This window comes from Sphingomonas sp. P3_C5 (assembly GCF_056402635.1).
In genome coordinates this window covers 177,392-195,431 of sequence record NZ_JBFUHA010000007.1, presented here as the reverse complement: position 1 = coordinate 195,431, position 18,040 = coordinate 177,392, and the positions used below count along the sequence as shown (strand labels likewise).

General features: G+C 62.0%; 20 protein-coding genes. 13 read left to right on the top strand and 7 right to left on the bottom strand.

Going from position 1 to position 18,040, the window contains the following annotated elements; genetic code table 11:
* The 6 genes from AC1DVS_RS18145 (at nucleotide 1) to AC1DVS_RS18120 (ending at nucleotide 6,856) form a co-directional block, all read left to right on the top strand.
* Nucleotides 1-1,293, top strand: a complete 1,293-nt coding sequence (locus AC1DVS_RS18145) for a VgrG-related protein (protein WP_478025320.1) — start codon at nucleotides 1-3, stop codon at nucleotides 1,291-1,293.
* A gap of 59 nt (nucleotides 1,294-1,352) precedes the next feature.
* Entirely contained in the window at nucleotides 1,353-2,132 is a 780-nt protein-coding gene (locus AC1DVS_RS18140; RefSeq protein WP_478025319.1) for a hypothetical protein, read from the top strand.
* Nucleotides 2,133-2,271: 139 nt separating this feature from the next.
* Complete coding sequence (locus AC1DVS_RS18135; RefSeq protein ID WP_478025318.1) at nucleotides 2,272-5,040, top strand: hypothetical protein; 2,769 nt, start codon at nucleotides 2,272-2,274, stop codon at nucleotides 5,038-5,040.
* Nucleotides 5,041-5,504: 464 nt separating this feature from the next.
* Nucleotides 5,505-5,696, top strand: coding sequence for a hypothetical protein (locus AC1DVS_RS18130; protein ID WP_478025317.1), 192 nt, complete (start codon nucleotides 5,505-5,507; stop codon nucleotides 5,694-5,696).
* 18 nt (nucleotides 5,697-5,714) lie between these two features.
* Nucleotides 5,715-6,215 (top strand): hypothetical protein, encoded by a 501-nt coding sequence (locus AC1DVS_RS18125; protein ID WP_478025316.1) that lies wholly within the window; start codon nucleotides 5,715-5,717, stop codon nucleotides 6,213-6,215.
* A gap of 410 nt (nucleotides 6,216-6,625) precedes the next feature.
* On the top strand, nucleotides 6,626-6,856 hold the full coding sequence (locus AC1DVS_RS18120; RefSeq protein WP_478025315.1) for a hypothetical protein: 231 nt from the start codon (nucleotides 6,626-6,628) through the stop codon (nucleotides 6,854-6,856).
* A 453-nt stretch (nucleotides 6,857-7,309) separates the two neighbouring features.
* On the opposite strand, the gene AC1DVS_RS18115 is transcribed toward AC1DVS_RS18120, so the two are convergent.
* The gene (locus tag AC1DVS_RS18115; RefSeq protein WP_478025314.1) at nucleotides 7,310-8,551 is read right to left on the bottom strand and encodes an acyltransferase family protein; all 1,242 of its coding nucleotides are present in this window, start codon (nucleotides 8,549-8,551) and stop codon (nucleotides 7,310-7,312) included.
* 354 nt (nucleotides 8,552-8,905) lie between these two features.
* Here AC1DVS_RS18115 and AC1DVS_RS18110 point away from each other — a divergent pair, with 354 nt between their 5' ends.
* The 5 genes from AC1DVS_RS18110 to AC1DVS_RS18090 all read left to right on the top strand — a co-directional run bounded on the left by AC1DVS_RS18110 (nucleotide 8,906) and on the right by AC1DVS_RS18090 (nucleotide 14,285).
* Nucleotides 8,906-12,652: a tail fiber protein gene (locus tag AC1DVS_RS18110; RefSeq protein WP_478025313.1), complete on the top strand. Its 3,747-nt coding sequence runs from the start codon at nucleotides 8,906-8,908 to the stop codon at nucleotides 12,650-12,652.
* A complete protein-coding gene (locus AC1DVS_RS18105) occupies nucleotides 12,652-12,942 on the top strand; it encodes a hypothetical protein (protein ID WP_478025312.1) in 291 nt (96 codons plus the stop codon). Before AC1DVS_RS18110 ends, AC1DVS_RS18105 begins: the two co-directional genes overlap by 1 nt.
* The gene (locus AC1DVS_RS18100; protein WP_478025311.1) at nucleotides 12,939-13,385 is read left to right on the top strand and encodes a lysozyme; all 447 of its coding nucleotides are present in this window, start codon (nucleotides 12,939-12,941) and stop codon (nucleotides 13,383-13,385) included. Before AC1DVS_RS18105 ends, AC1DVS_RS18100 begins: the two co-directional genes overlap by 4 nt.
* The gene (locus AC1DVS_RS18095; protein WP_478025310.1) at nucleotides 13,382-13,624 is read left to right on the top strand and encodes a hypothetical protein; all 243 of its coding nucleotides are present in this window, start codon (nucleotides 13,382-13,384) and stop codon (nucleotides 13,622-13,624) included. Before AC1DVS_RS18100 ends, AC1DVS_RS18095 begins: the two co-directional genes overlap by 4 nt.
* Before the next feature lie 325 nt (nucleotides 13,625-13,949).
* Nucleotides 13,950-14,285: a hypothetical protein gene (locus AC1DVS_RS18090; protein WP_478025309.1), complete on the top strand. Its 336-nt coding sequence runs from the start codon at nucleotides 13,950-13,952 to the stop codon at nucleotides 14,283-14,285.
* Here the strand turns inward: AC1DVS_RS18090 and AC1DVS_RS18085 are convergent, their stop codons facing one another.
* On the bottom strand, nucleotides 14,286-14,438 hold the full coding sequence (locus AC1DVS_RS18085; RefSeq protein ID WP_478025308.1) for a winged helix DNA-binding protein: 153 nt from the start codon (nucleotides 14,436-14,438) through the stop codon (nucleotides 14,286-14,288).
* A 48-nt stretch (nucleotides 14,439-14,486) separates the two neighbouring features.
* On the opposite strand from AC1DVS_RS18085, the gene AC1DVS_RS18080 reads away from it, so the two are divergent.
* A complete protein-coding gene (locus AC1DVS_RS18080) occupies nucleotides 14,487-14,657 on the top strand; it encodes a hypothetical protein (protein WP_478025307.1) in 171 nt (56 codons plus the stop codon).
* A 20-nt stretch (nucleotides 14,658-14,677) separates the two neighbouring features.
* Here the strand turns inward: AC1DVS_RS18080 and AC1DVS_RS18075 are convergent, their stop codons facing one another.
* The 3 genes from AC1DVS_RS18075 to AC1DVS_RS18065 all read right to left on the bottom strand — a co-directional run bounded on the left by AC1DVS_RS18075 (nucleotide 14,678) and on the right by AC1DVS_RS18065 (nucleotide 16,079).
* Nucleotides 14,678-15,109, bottom strand: a complete 432-nt coding sequence (locus AC1DVS_RS18075; RefSeq protein WP_478025306.1) for a hypothetical protein — start codon at nucleotides 15,107-15,109, stop codon at nucleotides 14,678-14,680.
* Nucleotides 15,110-15,141: 32 nt separating this feature from the next.
* Nucleotides 15,142-15,513, bottom strand: coding sequence for a hypothetical protein (locus AC1DVS_RS18070; RefSeq protein WP_478025305.1), 372 nt, complete (start codon nucleotides 15,511-15,513; stop codon nucleotides 15,142-15,144).
* A gap of 83 nt (nucleotides 15,514-15,596) precedes the next feature.
* Nucleotides 15,597-16,079 carry a LuxR C-terminal-related transcriptional regulator gene (locus AC1DVS_RS18065; protein WP_478025304.1) on the bottom strand — a complete coding sequence of 161 codons (483 nt, stop codon included), beginning with the start codon at nucleotides 16,077-16,079 and terminating at the stop codon, nucleotides 15,597-15,599.
* A gap of 98 nt (nucleotides 16,080-16,177) precedes the next feature.
* Here AC1DVS_RS18065 and AC1DVS_RS18060 point away from each other — a divergent pair, with 98 nt between their 5' ends.
* Nucleotides 16,178-16,357: a hypothetical protein gene (locus tag AC1DVS_RS18060; RefSeq protein ID WP_478025303.1), complete on the top strand. Its 180-nt coding sequence runs from the start codon at nucleotides 16,178-16,180 to the stop codon at nucleotides 16,355-16,357.
* Nucleotides 16,358-16,367: 10 nt separating this feature from the next.
* On the opposite strand, the gene AC1DVS_RS18055 is transcribed toward AC1DVS_RS18060, so the two are convergent.
* Together AC1DVS_RS18055 and AC1DVS_RS18050 are read right to left on the bottom strand one after the other, a co-directional pair.
* The gene (locus AC1DVS_RS18055; protein ID WP_478025302.1) at nucleotides 16,368-16,739 is read right to left on the bottom strand and encodes a cytochrome C nitrite reductase; all 372 of its coding nucleotides are present in this window, start codon (nucleotides 16,737-16,739) and stop codon (nucleotides 16,368-16,370) included.
* Nucleotides 16,736-17,959, bottom strand: a complete 1,224-nt coding sequence (locus AC1DVS_RS18050) for a molybdopterin-dependent oxidoreductase (protein WP_478025301.1) — start codon at nucleotides 17,957-17,959, stop codon at nucleotides 16,736-16,738. The genes AC1DVS_RS18055 and AC1DVS_RS18050 overlap by 4 nt, the downstream gene beginning before the upstream one ends.
* Nucleotides 17,960-18,040: the final 81 nt, after the last annotated feature.

Genomic DNA, 18,040 nt, shown 5'->3' with positions numbered 1-18,040 from the left:
ATGCCAATGGAACAGGATCTTGCGGCGGATCAGACCGCTGGTAACGACGGGCAACCCGGCGACGATCAGGGCATCGCCGCCCAGCCTGCACCACCGTTGAGCGACGTCGGCGATGAGGTCGCCGAGCTCCGGCCAGGAAACACGGCCGCCTATGTTTCACCGGTGGTCACCGCACCAGCGCCGGGCGGCAACCCGGCAATGCGGGTCTTCACGCGAGCTCAGACCGATCTTGCGGTTCAGACCGAGGGCAAGCGACCGGCGACGCTCGATCAGATCGCGTTCGCCGTCCATCATGCAATGGTGGTGGAGGGGTTGAAGCCGCAGTCCCAGCCGCAGGCTGGTGCTTTGGCGCAGAAACCGCCGAATCCGGCGACGCAGTCACCCGCCCCGGGAAGCCTGATTGCCCCCGGAATCAATGCTGCCGCCCCAATCCCGATGCCGGGATCCGGAGCGCCCGCCGCGCCGCCACCGCTTGCGCCACCTTTTGCCGCCCCACCTTCTGTCACGCCGCTCGTAGTCGGGCCGGCAGGTCCGAGCGCGGGCGGGCCAAAAGGGCAACATGGGAAATTCGGCGACGCATTGAAGGAACTGATCGAAGCGCCGTCGCCACGGTCTCCGCATTACCAGCGCATCATGCAGGTATTGACCACGCAGGATCCCGACCGGATCGGGTACCTCTCGTCAAAATATGAATCCGGGGGAGCGGGGCCGGAAGCCATATCTTCCGGCAAGAACGATCCTGGTGGCGTGTCCTATGGAGCCTATCAGCTTTCCTACAACAAGAAGACGCTGCAGGGCTTTCTGACCAGCGATGAGAATCTTTGGGCACGCGATTTCGCCGGTCTCAAGCCCAAGACCCCGGCGTTCGACAAGAAATGGAAGGACATCGCGGCACAGGACCCGAGTTTGTTCCGCGATGCGCAGTTCAGCTACATCTACCGGACGAAATATGTCGCTGCCGTCGATGCGGTCAAGAACGCGACCGGCGTTGATCTCGACACGATGCCGAATTCGATCCGCGCGGCGGTCTTTTCAATGGCGGTCCAGCACGGAAGGGCCAGGATCCCGCTGACGAACGCAGTCCTTGCCGCCAACGCCTCGCCTGGAATTGGCGCTCCCGACTATAACGAAAAACTTCTGCATCAGCTTTATTCGAAGCGATCCGACTATGTGATTTCGGTTGCCAAGGGTACCAAGAAGCCGGGCGACAAAAAGACGTTGCTGGATCTCCCGAAGTACCGCTATCCCAAGGAGGAAATGGACGCTTTCACTGCCTTCCTTTCGGGGAATTGAGTGGAAACGGCTAAGTCGGGGCGATAAATCGCGGCGTTAGTTTTGGGGAGGCTGGGCATATGGTGCGGTTTTTCATGTTCCCGTGCTTCATCGCGGCGATCATTGGTGGCGGTTCGGCCGCCATCGGCGGCCGCACCCAGGGCGCCTCCACTGTGTCGCACCCCCAAAGCCAGTCGCGCGGCATTTCCGACCGGTCCGTCGCAGCGCTGCAGCGGCTGGTCCATGCCCGATATCAAAAGGCGCGAAAGTCCTTTCTGTTCAACGAGGATTTTTCCCACAGCGATATCAGCAAAAATCCGTTTTCGGTTGCGGTAGACAGCTGGAATCGGCGCCTGACCGCCTGCGCCGACAATGCGTGCCGCGCCTCTGAGCTTTCGTCGCAGCTCGCCAGGCTGAATTTCGCGCTCGGCGAAAACACGGCACCGCTGGCGGGAATGCGGCTACGAACCGGCGCACTGTCGCTGCAGGCGCGTGGCGCGTCAGGCGACATTGCCATCCTGCCGGCCGGTGACGGTTCGGTCGTGGTGGCGATCACGACCTTTTATGTCGGTCCTGGTGGCTCCGGAGCGTGGGATTGCGCCGGCATCATCGCCAGCGGAACGCTGGCATCAGCGAGCCCTTCGAGAATGACTCTCTATGACGAGGCTCAGCCGGTGTCGTTCGACCTGAGTGTCACGAGCCCGGCCAGCGTCAGGCTGTCCGAGAATGCCGAGAATGAAAAACGCGCCGCGAAAGACGATGGCTGGCCGGCGGTGTGCTCCACGGGCACGATCTTCGGCATGTACCGCGCTGAGCCGGTGCGTCGCGGCCATGCCGCAAAGTCGAAAGCCGCGCGGTAGCGGCCGGATGCAGCGGTGAATGCCGGCCGATCCGGCGATCTGATTCAAGACTAGTACAGACCCGCCTAGGGTTTCCTCCAAAGCAGGAGGGTGCCCATGGCTACCAATTTCGCGTCGAATCCCCAGGCGGTGCGCTGACATGCCCGTCGTTCCTACCGAACAGAACCGGGTCGGCATTGCCGGCGTCACTGGTGAAAAGCTTGTCCCCGGGGATTTTTCAGGGTCGGGCCTCGACGCGCTCGGCGCGGGGATGCAATCGCTCGGCCAGACCGGCCAGAAGGTCGCCGTTGCGCAGCATGCGCAGGCGATCGAGGACGATGCCGCGGTCAAAAAAGCATGGAACACATATGCGGAACAATCCCGCACGATCCGTGCCGGCTTTTATGCGCGGCAGGGCGCCGATGCGGCCTCTGCGCTGAAGCCAGCGACAGACGCGTTGCGCGATACGGTCGACGGGTTGCGCGACGGGCTGAGGGGCAAACGCCAGCGTGGGATCTTCGATCAATCGGTTCCAGAGCGCCTCATTGCCGATGTGGCGAAGATGGAAGACCATGTCGCGGCGCAGAATGTCGCGGACCAGCAAAAACAAAGCCTTGGTGTTCAGGGCAATGCCAGGGGCGATGCGGTCGAGAATGCCGCCGATCCGAAGCAGTTCCAAAGGCATGTCGACACCGGCATCGAGGCGATGCGGACACAGGCGCTGTTGCAGGGCAGGGACCCGGCCTCGGTCAATCATGAGGCGGCGCATTTTCTGTCGTCGATCCACCGCGACGTCGCCGACGGGCTGACGGCCCATGACGCGCTCGCCGCGCATCAATATCTGCGCGACAAGGCCGGCGAGATGACCCCGTCACACCGCGACGAGGTGGCGCGAACGCTCGCTCCTGTGCTTGGCGAGGCGCAGGCGGTTGCTGATGTCGATATGCGCGATGCGCTCCGATCGCCGACCGCGCCCGTGACGCCGTCTGGCGATATCGCGGCGGTGACCGGGCGGATGCTCACCGTCGAGTCCGCCCGGCAGGCGGATGGGGGAGGGGCGCGTGCTGCAATTCCCGCGCCTGGGCCGGCGGGCGAAAAGGACAATGCAGCCGGCAGCGACGCTCCGGGTCGTGGGGCCAATGCCGCTCGTGCCGCCGAGCTTTCCGCGCTGATGCGCCATTATCGCGGCGACGCGGCGAAAGCATGGGCGGCATCGCTGCGGGGTCAGGCGGGCGTGGATGCGCTGGTCGCTAACCATGGGGACGCCTGGTTCGGCGCGCTGCCCGAGGATGCGCGCACGGCGGTGACGGCCAATATGACATTGCTCGGCGCCGCGACGTCGCCGCGCACCCCGCCGACGCCGGAAGATCATGCGTTCACGTCTTCGTGGATCCAGGCCCAGGACTGGAAGGACGATCGCAAGCAGATGGCCCATGAGGAACTGCACAGGCGTGTTGGTCTCGCCAACCGGCAGCGTACCGCGGCACAGAGTGCAGCCAAGGAAACCGGGCTTTCGCTTGCGCACACGCTTGGCCCGGGATTCATCTCGGTCAACCAACTGCCGCCGGCGGTTCGCCGCGATCTCCCGGACGATGCGCTTGCCGCACTGACGCTCCGCGCCGATCGCAATGTGCATCCGGTGACGGTCGCGCCGCACGGCGATGCCGCGACGAAGCTCAACCGGATGGCTGCGACGGATCCCGAAGGGTTCGCGAAAGTGGATCTACGCCTGGAGCAGGACCGGATGACGCCCGGGGAATATACCTCGCTCGAGGACACGCAAAAGGGGATGGCCAGCTATCCGCCTGCGCCAGCCACCGTCACCCAGCGCAATCTTTGGGACGAGATCCGCCGCAACGGGCTGGATGATGGTGCGACGCCCGGCGCGGGCGCGGTTCCGCCATCGCCGGACGAGGCGCAGGTGGAGCATCTGGCCAATGTGGCGACCATTCCCGAGACGTTGAGGGGAACCGACGCGATCAAAGGCACTGTGCGAGAGATGTTGCGAAGGGACTGGACGCCGGACCAGATCCAGAACCAGCTGTACGAAGCCTATGTGCAGCGGTCGATCGACCCAGCGGGCGAGAACGAGGATGCGGCTGGAAGGGATGCTGGATCGGTTCGGCAGGGTGGGGTGCCGCCTGCGCAACGCGGAATGCTCACCGCCGATTTTGGCGAGCCTCCTCAGCCGCAACTGTTGAAGATCGGTGCCGCTCAGGCCCTTCCGCAGGGCATTCCGTGGCGCGGAATCGGCGAAGGCTGGCATTTGCCGGTCCCCGAAATCTCGCCTGAGAAGATCGCCAGGAATGTCGGAGGCATGGCCGTTGACGAGCTCCGCCGCCGCCTGAAGGATCTGCAGCATGCCGGGGCGTCACTCGCCGCCAAAGCCACGGCGATGGTTACTGTTACCGCGGCGATCAATGATCCGTTCACGACACCATTGGCCGCGAGGCTGCTTATGGATTGGCGAGACGGAACCAGTAAGACAACGCGCGACCATCCCGAAATTTTCGGACCGGATTCAGCCGAGAGTAACGAACTTCTCTTCGGCGACACCGGTGATTATTATCGGAATATCTCGGATCTCGGTATTGCGCAGCTGGCCAGTGCGGGCGGCGGAAAGATAAGGCCGGGTGCGTCGATTCCGGTGCAGCATATACCTCCCTATGGAACCATGGACGGCATTAACGGGATGGCGGACGGCATCAATGTCGGCGACACAATCGGGACGTTCACTTATGGTGTTACTGCCGAAGTGAGGGGCCATAATGTCTATTTCACCGGCAGGAATGCGATGACTCTGGGTTCGTTTTCGGGTGAAAACAAACTACGCCACGGGCAGGTTGCAAACCTGGAGCATGGCAGGTTCTCGAATACCTATCAGACATTTGTGTGGAGGGTGCCGATCCCGCGTAAATTTGACCGATGAAAGCAGCGGGAGGCGCGCGTCCCGCCTCTTCTCCTTTCCTCGGAGGCTTGGTGTACTGCATTGGTGTAGAGAGTGTGGATGGGGGAACGCTGTTTTCTCTTGACGCGTAAAGAACAAAGCATGATCATTCATGCGGAACGAACCGGCCACCGCTAACCTTGTTCCCATGAAAGCAGCGTGAGATGCGTGTACTTCCTCTTCTGATTTTTCTCACGCTGCCAGGGTGCACAGCTTCGCCGCCGCAGCGCGACTGGGAGAACAGCTTTTCGCCCTATGGAAAATGGAAGTCCGATCTTGGGCTTACCATCGATATAATGCGCGATGGAAAATATAAGGTCTGTGACGGAGGGTTATGCTCTGTCGAGAAGTATAATCGCGCTCGAGGCACCGTCAGTGATTCGGATCTTGTCCTAGTCAATTTTCAGAAGCTGGAATCGACCCAAAGACTGATATCCGAGGCTGACGTGATTATACCCTGTGACGATCAGTTCTGCGGCGCTCCTGATGCGACCTATGACTGGCATAACGATACCCATTTTTACGACAATGTCGCGAACGTCGACCACCGGCATATATGTGGTGGCGATCGTGAGTGCATCATCCTGGGCAATGTCGAGACCGCAGAGGGGATGTTCTATAAGGTGCTTGAGCACTGAGCTGAGCACGGCCACCGCGTGGCGAAGCACCGCCTGGCCCGGATCGCCCTCGCGGCCGGTCGCGCTGGTATCCGAAACTGTGCACTGAAAATCCGCAGTTTCTACAATAAAATGACACATCCGATTGGTCGTTATTCGTATAGTGCCATCCGGGACCCAAGATTAGGACGATCGATGCAGTCCAGAAAACCGAAATCGACTGCGTTACGTCACTTGATGAGCATAGTCTGGATCACTCTCCTGACGCTGCCCTTCTCTCCCTCGATCTACTTTCTGATCATCCGTGGAAATCGCTGTTTCGAAGCGCCCGCTGCCCTGGCTATTGCTGGGTCTCCGGTCAAATGCCTTCTCGGTATCACCGTCTTCGCGCCGTTTTTCGCCGTATTCGGCGGGCTCGCGCATGATGACGGGCCGGACGACAATCCATGGCCCGGCATTTTGCTAACCTCTCTGATCATCGGCATCGCGTTAGCGGTGATCCGGGCATACCTCTTCAGACCTCGATCGGCCGCTGAATAGCGGCGGCATTGACGCGATGCGAACAAAAGGTGATCATCATATCCTAAACCATGGCGTGCGAATGTCGGGAGAGGCGGAATGAGGTTTGCTCAAACAGGTTGGGCCGCACTCGCGTTTCTCCTGAGCGCTGCGAAATTGCTGGTCAGATTAGGTCTCAGATGAGATGAAGCAAACCGCTCTTTCTGCCATGCGGCCTCGATTTGCCGTGAATCTTTGCGAGCTGGGTGTACGGCCCGGGCAGGACGGCCCGGTCTGAAATTTTCCGTTGACATGATCGGAACAAAACAGGATCGGCGGCGGCGACCGCGGAAGCGTGCGACCATGTTGTCGGAGACTATGAGATGAGGTGGAACGAGCCAAGCAAGTTCGGGGATTGCTTCCTTACCTCCTATCAGATCGTGATATTGGTGGTGTCGATTTTCGGCCTCGCTTGGCTTGTGTTTCCCCTGCTCGAGGGGAGATTCCAGTGGGTAAGCCTGGAATTGTTTGGTTACCTGGTGCTGACGGGGCTCATCCTCCTGATGAGCCTCTTCGCCTGGGTGGCGGGGGGCGAGAAAAGGAAGTCGTGGTCGGCGCTGCTGATCCATGCGGCCGGCTACCTCAAATTCATGCTACTGCCGCACCTGATCGTCATGTTCTGATGCGGGCGGCGACGGGATAGCCCGGCCGCGACCAGGCAGTGTTCGCGCGCCATTGGCGCTCACCGCTCGATTCACGGCCAATATGACATTGCTCGGCGCCGCGACGTCGCCGCGCACCCCGCCGACGCCGGAAGATCATGCGTTCACGTCTTCGTGGATCCAGGCCCAGGACTGGAAGGGTGATCGCAAGCAGCTGGCGCATGAAGAACTGCACAGGCGCAGGCCCGGATCGCCCTCGCGGCCGGTCGCGCCGGTATCCGAAACTGTGCACTGGAAATCCGCAGTCTCTACAATAGAATGACACATCCGGTGGGTCGTTATTCGTATAGTGCCTATTCGGTACCCAAGATCGGGCCGATTGAGGCTGTTCATAAAACCGAAATCGACTGCGTTGCGTCACATGATGAGCATATTCTGGCTCGCTCTCCTGGCGCTGCCCTTCTCCCCTTCGATCTACCTTCTGGTCGTCCACGGAAATCGCTGTTTCGAGGCACCTGCTCCTCTCGCCGCGGCCGAGGCTCCGGTCGACTGCCTTTTCGGTATCGCGACTCTGGCACCTGTGTTCGCCGGACTGCTGCGGGTTTCGGATATTTCCACCCGCGCGGGCTGTCGCTTTCGCCTACGGTCGCGATAGCGGTCGATCGGTTTTTCGACCCATCGTGTCAGGATGGCCGCGCAACAGAGAACAGTCGCAACGATCAAGCCCGATCGCATCGCCGTTTCGGGCAGGAAAGCGTCGAAGGCTGTGATGACCTGCCAGTGGACTATGTAGGTCGGGTAGGAGAGCGCCCCCATTTCGGCGTCCAAGCGCCTCACCCAAACGGGCAGCAGCGGCGAATTGGAGAAGGCGAAGAGTGCTGGGATGCCGACAAACGCCACTCCGGCAAAGACCAGCCCGAAGAGTTGACCCGGTATGCCGGCGCGGATGCCGGCCACGGACACCGCGCCGATGGAGAGTACGCAGAGGATCGTGCCTCCACCCGCAATTCGGGACGACGTGGGGTGCCGTGTGATCACGGTCCGCCATCGGCAGGCGAGCATGCCCGCCAGGAAAAAGGGCAAAGCGGTCGGGAAGAAGCGGTCCGCTGTCAGGCCTGTGAGGCTGTGGGAGCCAATCAGAGTCATTCTCGCGGCGGCGCTAAGGGCAAACAGCGCTACCGTCCAACCCACTTTCCTACGCGCCAGAAACGGCGCGAGCGCGTAAAAGAGGAGCTCAATGCCGAGCGACCATGCGGGTGGGTTGACCATCAGCAGCATGGCCGGCGCATCCGACGCGCCGCTCGACCAACCGATCCCGTGGGGCGTGATGTTTAAAAACAGCAAAACGTCGCTGCCGATGAGTGCGAGCTGCGTAAAAACAAGAATGAATGCGTCGCAAGGTCCGAGAGACTCCAGATGCGAGCCAATCAACGCGAAATAGCCAACGCCATGGAAGGACAACCAGAAGGATAAAGCTAGGGCGGTCGCCAAGGTAGCCCAATAGAGCGGGAAGATGCGTAGGATACGATTGCCGTAGAAAAGCATGAGATCCTTGATCGGATCATAACGAATGGTCAACACCAGCTGCATCAAAAAACCGGAGACCATGAAGAATATCAGGACTGCGAAGGCTCCGCCGGCGAGTTGAAATCCGAAAATTCCGCCAGCGTGGGAAAGCACAACGGAGAGGGCCAGTAGTAACCGCAATGCCCCCATTAAATCCTCCCGCCACGTCACGCCATCCAGCGCTTGTTAGAGTTTCCTAGCTCGCGCCTGCAGCATCAACGAAAGAATTTCAGGCGGTTGAGCAGACCGGGCGGCGTGGCCGCGGGCAATGAGAAGGGCAGGGAAGGATTCGCCATTTCAGTAGCCTAGGGTCGGTTCGATTGAACGCAAGCCCCGGTGCGGTTGGCTAGACGGTTTGGCTACGAGTCTCGCGCGGCGTTGCCATTGCGCTCGAACTCGCGTTGTCGAGCGGATATCCCACCGTGATGGTGCCGCTCCAAAGGCGTCGTTGATTCAACAAGTGTCCGCGCTGCCGTATCTCCCCTCCATTATCAGGAGGTGCGCGTGGCAGGTATCAGTTCGAATGTTTACAGCGGTCCTTATGACGCAGACGGCGCGCAAACCGCGTTCCCGTTTACCTTCTCGATCGCGACAGAGAGCGAGGCTGCGGTCGAGATGGACGGTCTCCCGGTTTCGCCCGATTTATACCGGGTCACGTTCGACGATGCCGGGGGCACAGTTACTTTCCTGACTCCACCGACGCTGCACACGCAGATCCTGCTTCGGTCAAACCCCGACTATCTCCAGACAAGCAGTTTCGAGAATGAGGGGTCCTATAATCTCGCTACGGTCAACCTGATCAACCGGCGGGCCACGATCCGCGATCTCGTGACGAGGGACATGGCGGATCGGGCGTTGAAGGCTCCGCCCGGGGAGTTGGCACCGGACCTGCCGTCTTTGATAGATGGCGATGGCAGGATCCTGGCCATAGCGGATGGCCAACTCCGCTGGATCGCAAATGACAATGCATCCGCCGAAGATGCAGCGGCGCGGGCGGAGGCCGCCGCCGCTGGCGCCGCTGCGCAGGCGATTTTGGCGGATACGGCTCGCATCCGGACGGAAGCGATCGCAAGCACTGGAGTTGGTCGGGTTTTCGAGAGCTGGGCCGCGCTTTCGGTCGCCACCGGCGCAGCCGACGACGGCGCGGTGGTGATTGATGCCGATGGGGGGACGCACACCGACCCGGTCGTCGGCGGCACGGTCGCCAACGCCGGCGCATTTCGTTACGTCACCGGTACGCCGCATGGCTGGAAGCGGATCGCAAATACTGCGGCGCTCGATGCGAGCTTGAGTGCTGCAGCGGCGACAGCGGCGGCGGCTTCCGCGACAAACGCTCTCGCAAGTCTGGATCCGGTACACGCGGATGAACATTGTGCCCTGATTCAAGGCTGCGTAGTCGGTGGTGCGACCACCAACGCCAACAACACCGTTACCCTTAGCGGAACTCAGGCAAGTTTTTCTTTTCTTCCGACTCCCGCGTTTTTGGCCGTCCGGGCTGCGGGGTTGGTCGTGACTTTTGTCTTCGAGCGTGTATCCGGCTCTGCATTGATCACAGCGCCGGTGGTTTATCGCAAGGCTGGTTTCGTCAATCTGCATACAGATACGATGACACTCAACAGTTACGGTGAATATTCGATCAGCTTTATCATCGATGCAACCTGCGATGGCGTCCAGATAGTTGCAGCAAGCGCTGGTTCAACTATTATGAAAATGCCAGGATTTGCTTCGCTTCGGCCGGCACGGGCCCGCAGCGATGCGAAGCTTCTCACGGCTGAAGGATTTCAGCGTTCGAAAATAGATGCGGTGCTGCCAGTCTCGTACACCGTTTCACCGACTAGTCTTTCTGGTGGCTCGACCTACTCGAGCGGACTGTTCACGATTCCACCCGGTGGAAGTGGAGGCATTGACCTTCTTTCTCCGCTTGCGATCGCCGATGGCGGTTATGGTGTCGTCTCGTTCGAGAGCAATATGCCACTTGGCAACGTGATCAATTCGCTCAGTACAATTTATAGCGCTGGACACTCAGGCGCCCCCCTCACGACACCCGCGTTCGAGCAAATCGGTGAAACGCTGTATCAGGTCGTGTTCGACGTTCAGTCGGCGGGCTACCCCTTTGCCGGATTCCGTATCTTCACCACCAACACCACGTCGCTGACGGCGGTAATCTCGAACATTCAGCTCTGGCCGGGCAAGGTGCTGCCCGCCATGCTCAAAGTGCCGGCGCTGGTGAAAGACTATGCCGACAGCTCGGCGTATCTTGCGATCTCCGACGTGCCCGCGCGGCACCGTGTCCATGTCTGGGGCGACAGCACCTCACACAATTACGCTCTGCCGATAACAGACAACTGGCCTGTGCTGTTGCAAGGCCGCTCGGGCGATGCCGTCAAAATTCTCAATCACGCCTTTGCCGGGAATGTCGCCAACACCGGCGGTGCGCAGATGGCCGCGATCAACCCGGTCATCACGGTAAGCGGCAATGCAATTCCCGCTGATCTTACGCCAGTCGCGGTAATGGCCTACGACGTCGCGCCTGTAATGGTGTTCACAGCCAGCAACCCGGATCTCGACAGCATCTGGCTGGTCGAGGGTCGCAAAGTCCGGGTATCGTCAGCGACATTCGATGGCTCGCAAAATCCCACCGCGCTGACCCTCACACCCATTTCCGCCGCACCCGCGCCAACGCCGGTCCCGCCCGGCTCCAAAATGATGTGCGTCCAGGGCCTTCAGGCAACCAACGATTTCCACATCATCTGGGGGTGGTTCAACTCGTCGGCCCAGACCATCAGCGGGATGGCTCCAATCGTCGCCCGCGTAGGCATGCAGAATTGCCTCATCATGCCGGCGCTGCAGGCGCTCAGCGCAGGGGCCGTGAACCCCTATTCCGCCCAGATGCAGGCAATGTGGCCGGGCCGGGTCTATGATCCCAATTTCGCGCCGACCGCGCCTGAACTGGCTTATCTGCTCGCGACCTATGGCTGGTCGCCCGATGCCACGGATCTGACCTATATCGCCGCGAACAAGATTCCGCCCGGGCTGCGCATGCCCAGCGACAACATCCATCTCAATCGGATGGGCGGCGACCTGATCGCCCGGCGGGTTTACAATTCGCCGCAATATCAGGCCATGCTGTTCGGACACACGACGCCCGACGCGCGGACCGGCGCGGTGCAGATGTTCGCAAGCAAACCGAGTGGGCGCTGGCTGCCGTGTGACGGCGGCACATATCCCCAGGCCAGCTATCCCGCCCTGTTCGGTGCGATCGGCGCCCAGCCCAATATCGGATCGTCGACGATCGCCACGGCCGGCACTGGAACGGTCAACGCAATCGAGTTCGGCAATGCGCTTTATATGGCCTTTGCTACAACGGGCATTTATTCGGCGACTGATCCGAAGGCGACATGGACGCTGCGCCAGGCGGGTAATTTCAACCATGGCATCTGGGATGGCGCGCAATGGGTCGCGGTCGGTGCGGCGGGCATTTTGTATACCTCGACAGATGGCGTGACCTGGGCCTCGCAGGCGAGTCCGAGCGGCGGCACCACGATCAACTTCATCATGAAGGCGTCGACGCACTATCTCATCCAATATGGCGGCACGATAGCCACGGCCGCGACGGTTACGGGGACGTGGACCGCGCGCGCGACCGGCAAAGCCTTCAATGTCAGCCGGATCGCCTGGAGCGGCACGGTGCTTGTCGCCATCGACAATCTGACGCCGATCTACTCGAACGACGATGGGGTGACCTGGTCGAACGGCTCGGTCCCGGCGAGCGCCGGTTCCCCGAATTCGCTCTACTACCCCGCTTATGGCAACGGACTGTTCGTGGTGTTCGGATTGGGCGGCCGGGCCCTCAAATCGACAGACGGCATCAACTGGACCGACAATCGGCAGGCCGGCGTCACCGGCAGTCTGCAGAACTGCGCGGTTTGGGATGGTGAAGACTGGATTCTCGCACCTCCGAATATTCTCATCCAGCTCTACGCCTCGCGCGATAACTTCGCGACGCCGATGCGATCGATCTATCGCGGAGTGCTCGACTATGTGTCGGCAACGCTGACGGTCGGTGCAATTCCGCTGGCGCGCAACGACCTCTATATTTTCCCCGGCACCGGCACGGCGGGCAATATCCTGGTTGTCGACAAATATAGCTACAACAAGGCCACGAGCTTCGTGACCCCATTGCTGACTCCCTTGCTGATCGGGGGCGCGGCGGGCGTCGAGCGGAGCTACATTTACGCAGGTGAATCCTGATGCCTCAGCGCAAATCCGAACCGCCTGCGATCGAGAATATCGACACCGGCATCGTGCTGCTCCTTGGTGAAATCCGCGGGCAGATGCGTGAGCTCATTCACTCGACCAACACCACAGGCATCAAGATCGATGCCCTGGCCACGCGCGTCTCTGCGCTCGAGGCCGAGCACAACCGCCGCCAGGGCGCCAGCAACGTCCTGCAAGCGCTGCTCAAAAGTCCGGTGCTTGGCTGGCTCGTCGGCGTCTCCGTGTCGGCTTGGGCCGTGCTGACCGGAAAGGTTCACCCATGATCCATAGTGACGCAGCACGCGATCTGATATCCACCTTCGAAGGCCGCCGTCATCAGGCCTATCCTGATCCGGCGACGGGCGGCGCGCCCTGGACGATCGGTATCGGCCATACCGGGCCCGAAGTGCACAAGGGCCTGGCATGGGACGATGCCCGGATCGACGCAGCGCTCGATGCGGATCTTAAGCGTTTCGATGAAGGCGTGTCCGCGCTGATTGGCACCGCGCCGACCGCGCAGAACGAGTTCGATGCGCTTGTTTCGTTCGCGTTCAACCTCGGGCTTGGCAATCTCGGCAAGTCCACCCTGTTGTCGTCCCACAAGGCCGGCGACAAGGCGGGTGCAGCCATCGAATTCGCGAGGTGGAACCGGGCAGGGGGCAAACCAATGGTCGGCCTTACCCGTCGCCGCGCGGCTGAAGCCACTCTGTATCGGGGGCGGCCATGACTCTCAATTTCCTGAAAGGCCCGACGAACCAGCATCTCGAGCTGTCGCGGATGCTATGGGCTTTGTCCGTTGTATCCGGCATCGGCTTTGCCGGCGCGCATCTCGTCATCGATCACGCCTTCAGCATCATCGAGTTCGGCACGGGCATGGGCCTGCTGATGGCTGGCGGTGGCGGGGCCATAGCGATGAAGGACACCGCGGTCGCCCGGGCTGCGGCACCGCAGGAGCCGGCGCCATGATCAGGCTGAAACAGGTCGTGATCGACACCGTCTGGCTGGTCCTGGCCGCGTTCGCCCTGATCCTCTGTATGGAACGGGAGGCGGGATATGGGGTGGATTGAAAAGAACCTCGCAAAGCTGAGCCTTGTCGCGGCAGCGGCGTTGATCCTGCTCGCACTGTTCGGCTGGCATGAATGGCAAGCGGTGCGAACGGCCAAAGTCGAAACAAGGCTCGCGACCGGCCAGGCCGGCGCCGCGCTCGCCAGCGGCCGGGATGCCGCCAACACCATCGGCAACCGCATGGAAGCGGATGCCGCCACTGACACCGTGACCAGGGAAAACGACCATGCGATACGGACTGCTCCGGGCGCGGATGCGCCTGTCGATCCCGCTCTGCGCGATGCTGCTTTGCACGGCTTGTGTCGGCGCGCCGCCTATCGTCACGACCCCAAATGCCTGCAGCACACTAATCCCCGATAGCTGGCGAGCGCCAGTCGCCGGCACCGATCTGCCGGGCGGCAACACCGTCGCCGACTGGATCGCTTTCGGCGATGCCCAGACCGGCCAGCTCGACAAGGCCAATGGACGAACGCTCGACGCGCTGGCGATCATCGGCCGGTGCGAGGCGCGCGATATGGCTGCAGTGAAAAAGGCGCGGCCGAAGGTCCTCGGCATCTTCTGATCAGATATCGGCGAACCATGCTTCCATTGCGGTGATCGCTGCCTCGGTCGGGATCAGATACCAGCGCCGCCGGTCGTCCGGGTCGGGTCGCCGCTCCACCAGGCCGTGGCGCTGCAGCGCCTCGATATAGCGCAAGGCCGTGGTGGGCGGCACGGCCGCGGCAATGGTCGCGCTGCTGATCGAGATCAGCTGGCCCCGTACATGCGCCGTGTAGAGGTCGAGCAATATGTCCCAGGCCGGATCGCCGAACAGCTCCGCTGCCGCTCCGAAGGCCCGGGCACGCAGTGCGCGGGCACGAGAGATATGTGCCGCCTGGTCGGCATAAGCGCCCGGGCCGGTGATCAGCGCGGCGAGATTGCCGATCTCGCGTGACAGCCGCTCGATGACTGGCGTCAGCTTTCGATGATGCCAAGCCGCAGCCGGGCGCGGTGGCGCCAGGTCGCGATCCCCAGCATTGTCACGATCGGATAGCTCACCAGCGCGCTGTTGATCATGTAGACCGGGAACACGGTCCCGGGATTTGCCAGCTCGCCCAGATGAGCCACCACCGTGTAGGCATGAAGTGCCGTCATCCATATCGGCCAATACCTGTCCGTGTTGAGCGCCAGGGCGGTGAGCCCGAGCAGCAGCGCGACATCGACCCAGAAAACGTCGAATTCGAAGCCGCGGAAATGGCCGAGCACTTCGAGCGCGAGGAGCTTCGAAAGAATGGTGGCGGCGAGAAGCATCGCCGCCGCCAGCCGTTCGGGCTTTCCCCCGGACACGAGCGCGTAGCCGCAATTGGCGAGAAGCAGGGCATAGAAGAGCATGATGTGAAGCGGCATGCCGCGACCGGATCACCGACCGCGGCCCCGCGTCAAGCCCCGCCCGAAACCGACCGTCGTTCGCCCACCAGTGAAAGATTGGGGCCGGGCTTCGCCGTGGCGAGCATACCGCAATCCCATTGGTCGCCGAACAGCATCGGCAAGTCGAGCCGCCGCCCGAACGCAGCGCATCCGGCATGGAGCTTGACCGCCTGGGCACGGGCATCCGCAAGTGCCATGCCGATCTCCATATTCTTGTAGATCAGGGCGTGTCCGTCGCGGATCGGCAAGCCCGCCGCCTTGCGCGCCTCGATCATCGCGATGGTCAGTTTCGCGCTGCCGGCGATGGCGGCGTCGATTTCGTCTTCCATCGCACGAAGCGGGAGCCGCGCCTCGATCGCGGCAGTGAAATCTGTCTTGGACATGGGAACTCCTTTCCGCCTGACGCAATCGCCGGGCGGTCCTGCTGGAAATGATGGTCGGAAGGAATCGGCGCCTGGTGGAGGAGCTATTTGATGAGTTTGCCCATCTGCTCGGCGCTGAAAGAATAAAGGGCGACGCTGATCCAGATCGCCAGGATCAGGAGCAGCAGCCCCGAAAAAATGGCTGTCAGCCGCTGCCGCCAAGATAAATCATTGGGCCCTCCCCGATTGGATCGCGTCGGGAAGAATGTCGTCCAGCCTGGTGCGGCTGAGACTGCATGCTCCCCCCGGTGCACCTCCGGGATTGGAGCGGAAATGGACTGATCGTCGCCCACCGAAAACCGACCCCTCGATTCCGGGTGGGTCGTCTCATACTGGGCCAGCATCTCGGCCGCATCGATGCGACCGGCGGCGTTGAGCAGGTGAACTGCCTCTGTAAGATAGCCGCCTACGGTGTTTTCCGAGATACCCAACATGCGCGCCATCGGCTTTAGACGATAGCGCTGGTGATAGAGCCGCAGGCATTCCCGGTGTCGCGTCGAGAGCCGCTTGTGGAGATCCGCATCCATATCCGCGGCGAGTATCGAGAAGATTGAGCCATTTTGGAAGGACTAATGCCGCGTTCATGCGTTGCGGCGTTATACGGAGGATTAGAGAAGGGACGCCGATGGCCAATGTTTCGAGAAACGACCTCGCTGAGCTGGTGGGCAAGGCGCTTGCAATGGCGGACGAGCTGGAGCTCGCCGAGGTCGGACTGCGTCTCGATCAGGCCTTGATCGCACTTACCGGCGCCGGCGTCGTACCGCGCGATACCAGGCGGAATTATATGGTCAGCGAATTGTCCTGAGCCTCGCTGCTCAGCGGCGGGGCGCTTGGAGCCCGGTCAGAGCGGCCACCAGTGCGGCATCATCCTCGGGCGCGATTTGCGCATGGTAGGTGCCGCGCATCTTGTCGATTGCGGCCTTCCATTTGTCCGGGCCTAGCAATGGCTGGTTGAGGATCATCTCGGCCGAATGGCAGGCGCTGCAATTATTGGTGATCAGCTCGCCCGCCGGGCCTTCAGGGAACGCCGCCTTTTCCTCGGGCAGGCTGAGCGTCGAGGAGGTGAGGGTGACGCCGCCTCCTGAAACCGATTTGGGGGCAGGCCCGCGTTTCGCAGCGATCGCGGCGGCGCCCAGCGCAAAGGCAGCGACCGCAAGCATCGCCGGAGCGTGGTGGAAGCCCTTCATGCCGCCCGCACCGTGATCGTCTCGATGCTGTTGCGCATAAAGCCTCCGGGGTTCCAGATGGGCTCGAAGACCTGCACCTCACCGCTGTCGCTGGTGCAGCGCACCGCGAGCTTGTAATCGCCGGGCGGCAGGGCAGGGATCACCGCGTCCCAGGATCGGAAGCCGTACTTGCCCTGATCGGGCCCAGTCGCCGCCGCCAGCCAGGTCTGGCCGCCATCCCGCGACAGATCGACACGGGCGACGCCTGATGCCCCGCCCATCGCCAGCCCGCGCAGCTTCAGCGGCGCATTCGCCGCCACCCGCGCGCCATCGGCGATGTTGGTGATGAAGGAGCGTGGGCCCATCCGGTTGATCGGCACCGTCGGATAGCCCTTCGCATCGGGCGCCACGTTCGCCCGGGGCGTGTCCGGTATGCGATAGGCCTTTTCCATCCAATAGCCGGTATCGGGCTTGTCGAGCAGCTCGATCCGGTCGAGCGCCTTCACCCAATAGGTCGAGTACCAGCCGGGCACGACCAGCCTGAGCGGAAAGCCGTGGAGCATCGGCAGTTGCGCGCCGTTCATCTGGAAGGCGATCATCACTTCGCCGTCCATCGCATGGGCGAGATCGAGCGACTTGGCGAAGAGCGGCGCATCCGGCGGCGGTGTATCGAGCCCGGAGAACCGCACCTGCACCGCGTTTGCCGCAACCCCGGCGCGGTCGAGCACGTCCTTCAGCCGAACGCCCGTCCATTTCGCATTGCCGATCGCGCCATTGCCCCATTGCGCGCCTGGCACACGCGGTTCGAAAAGCCCTCGCGAATTGCCCGAACACTGGTTGATCGCGGCTATCTCGAAGCGCGGCATCTTGAGCAGTTCGGCGAGCGACAAGGCCAAGGGCTGCTTCACCGCGCCCAGAATGTTGAGGCGGAAGCTTTGCACGTCCACCTCGAGCGGGATGTCGGCATAGTGCCAGCGCACGAAGAAGCGGTCGTTCGGCGTAAAGACATGGCCGTCCATCGCCGCCATCGGCGTTTCGAGCAAAGGCGCGCGGCTGCGCTGCAGGATCATCGGCCCCTTGCCCGGAAAGGCGGTGGTCATCGGCCGGGTGCCCGGGCCGCCGGGCAGATGCAGGTCGACCAGAGATTGGGCCCAGAGCGGCGATGTCACCAGCCCGGCGCCGCCCGCCGCGATCAGCGAGAGTGCGCGGCGGCGTTCGATCAGAGTCGGTCCATCAGCCATGCCGCGTTTTCGCGCAATGTCGCGCGGGCCGCAACACCCCCGGAGGCTGCGTCTCTGGCCCTTTCGTCGCAACCGGATAAA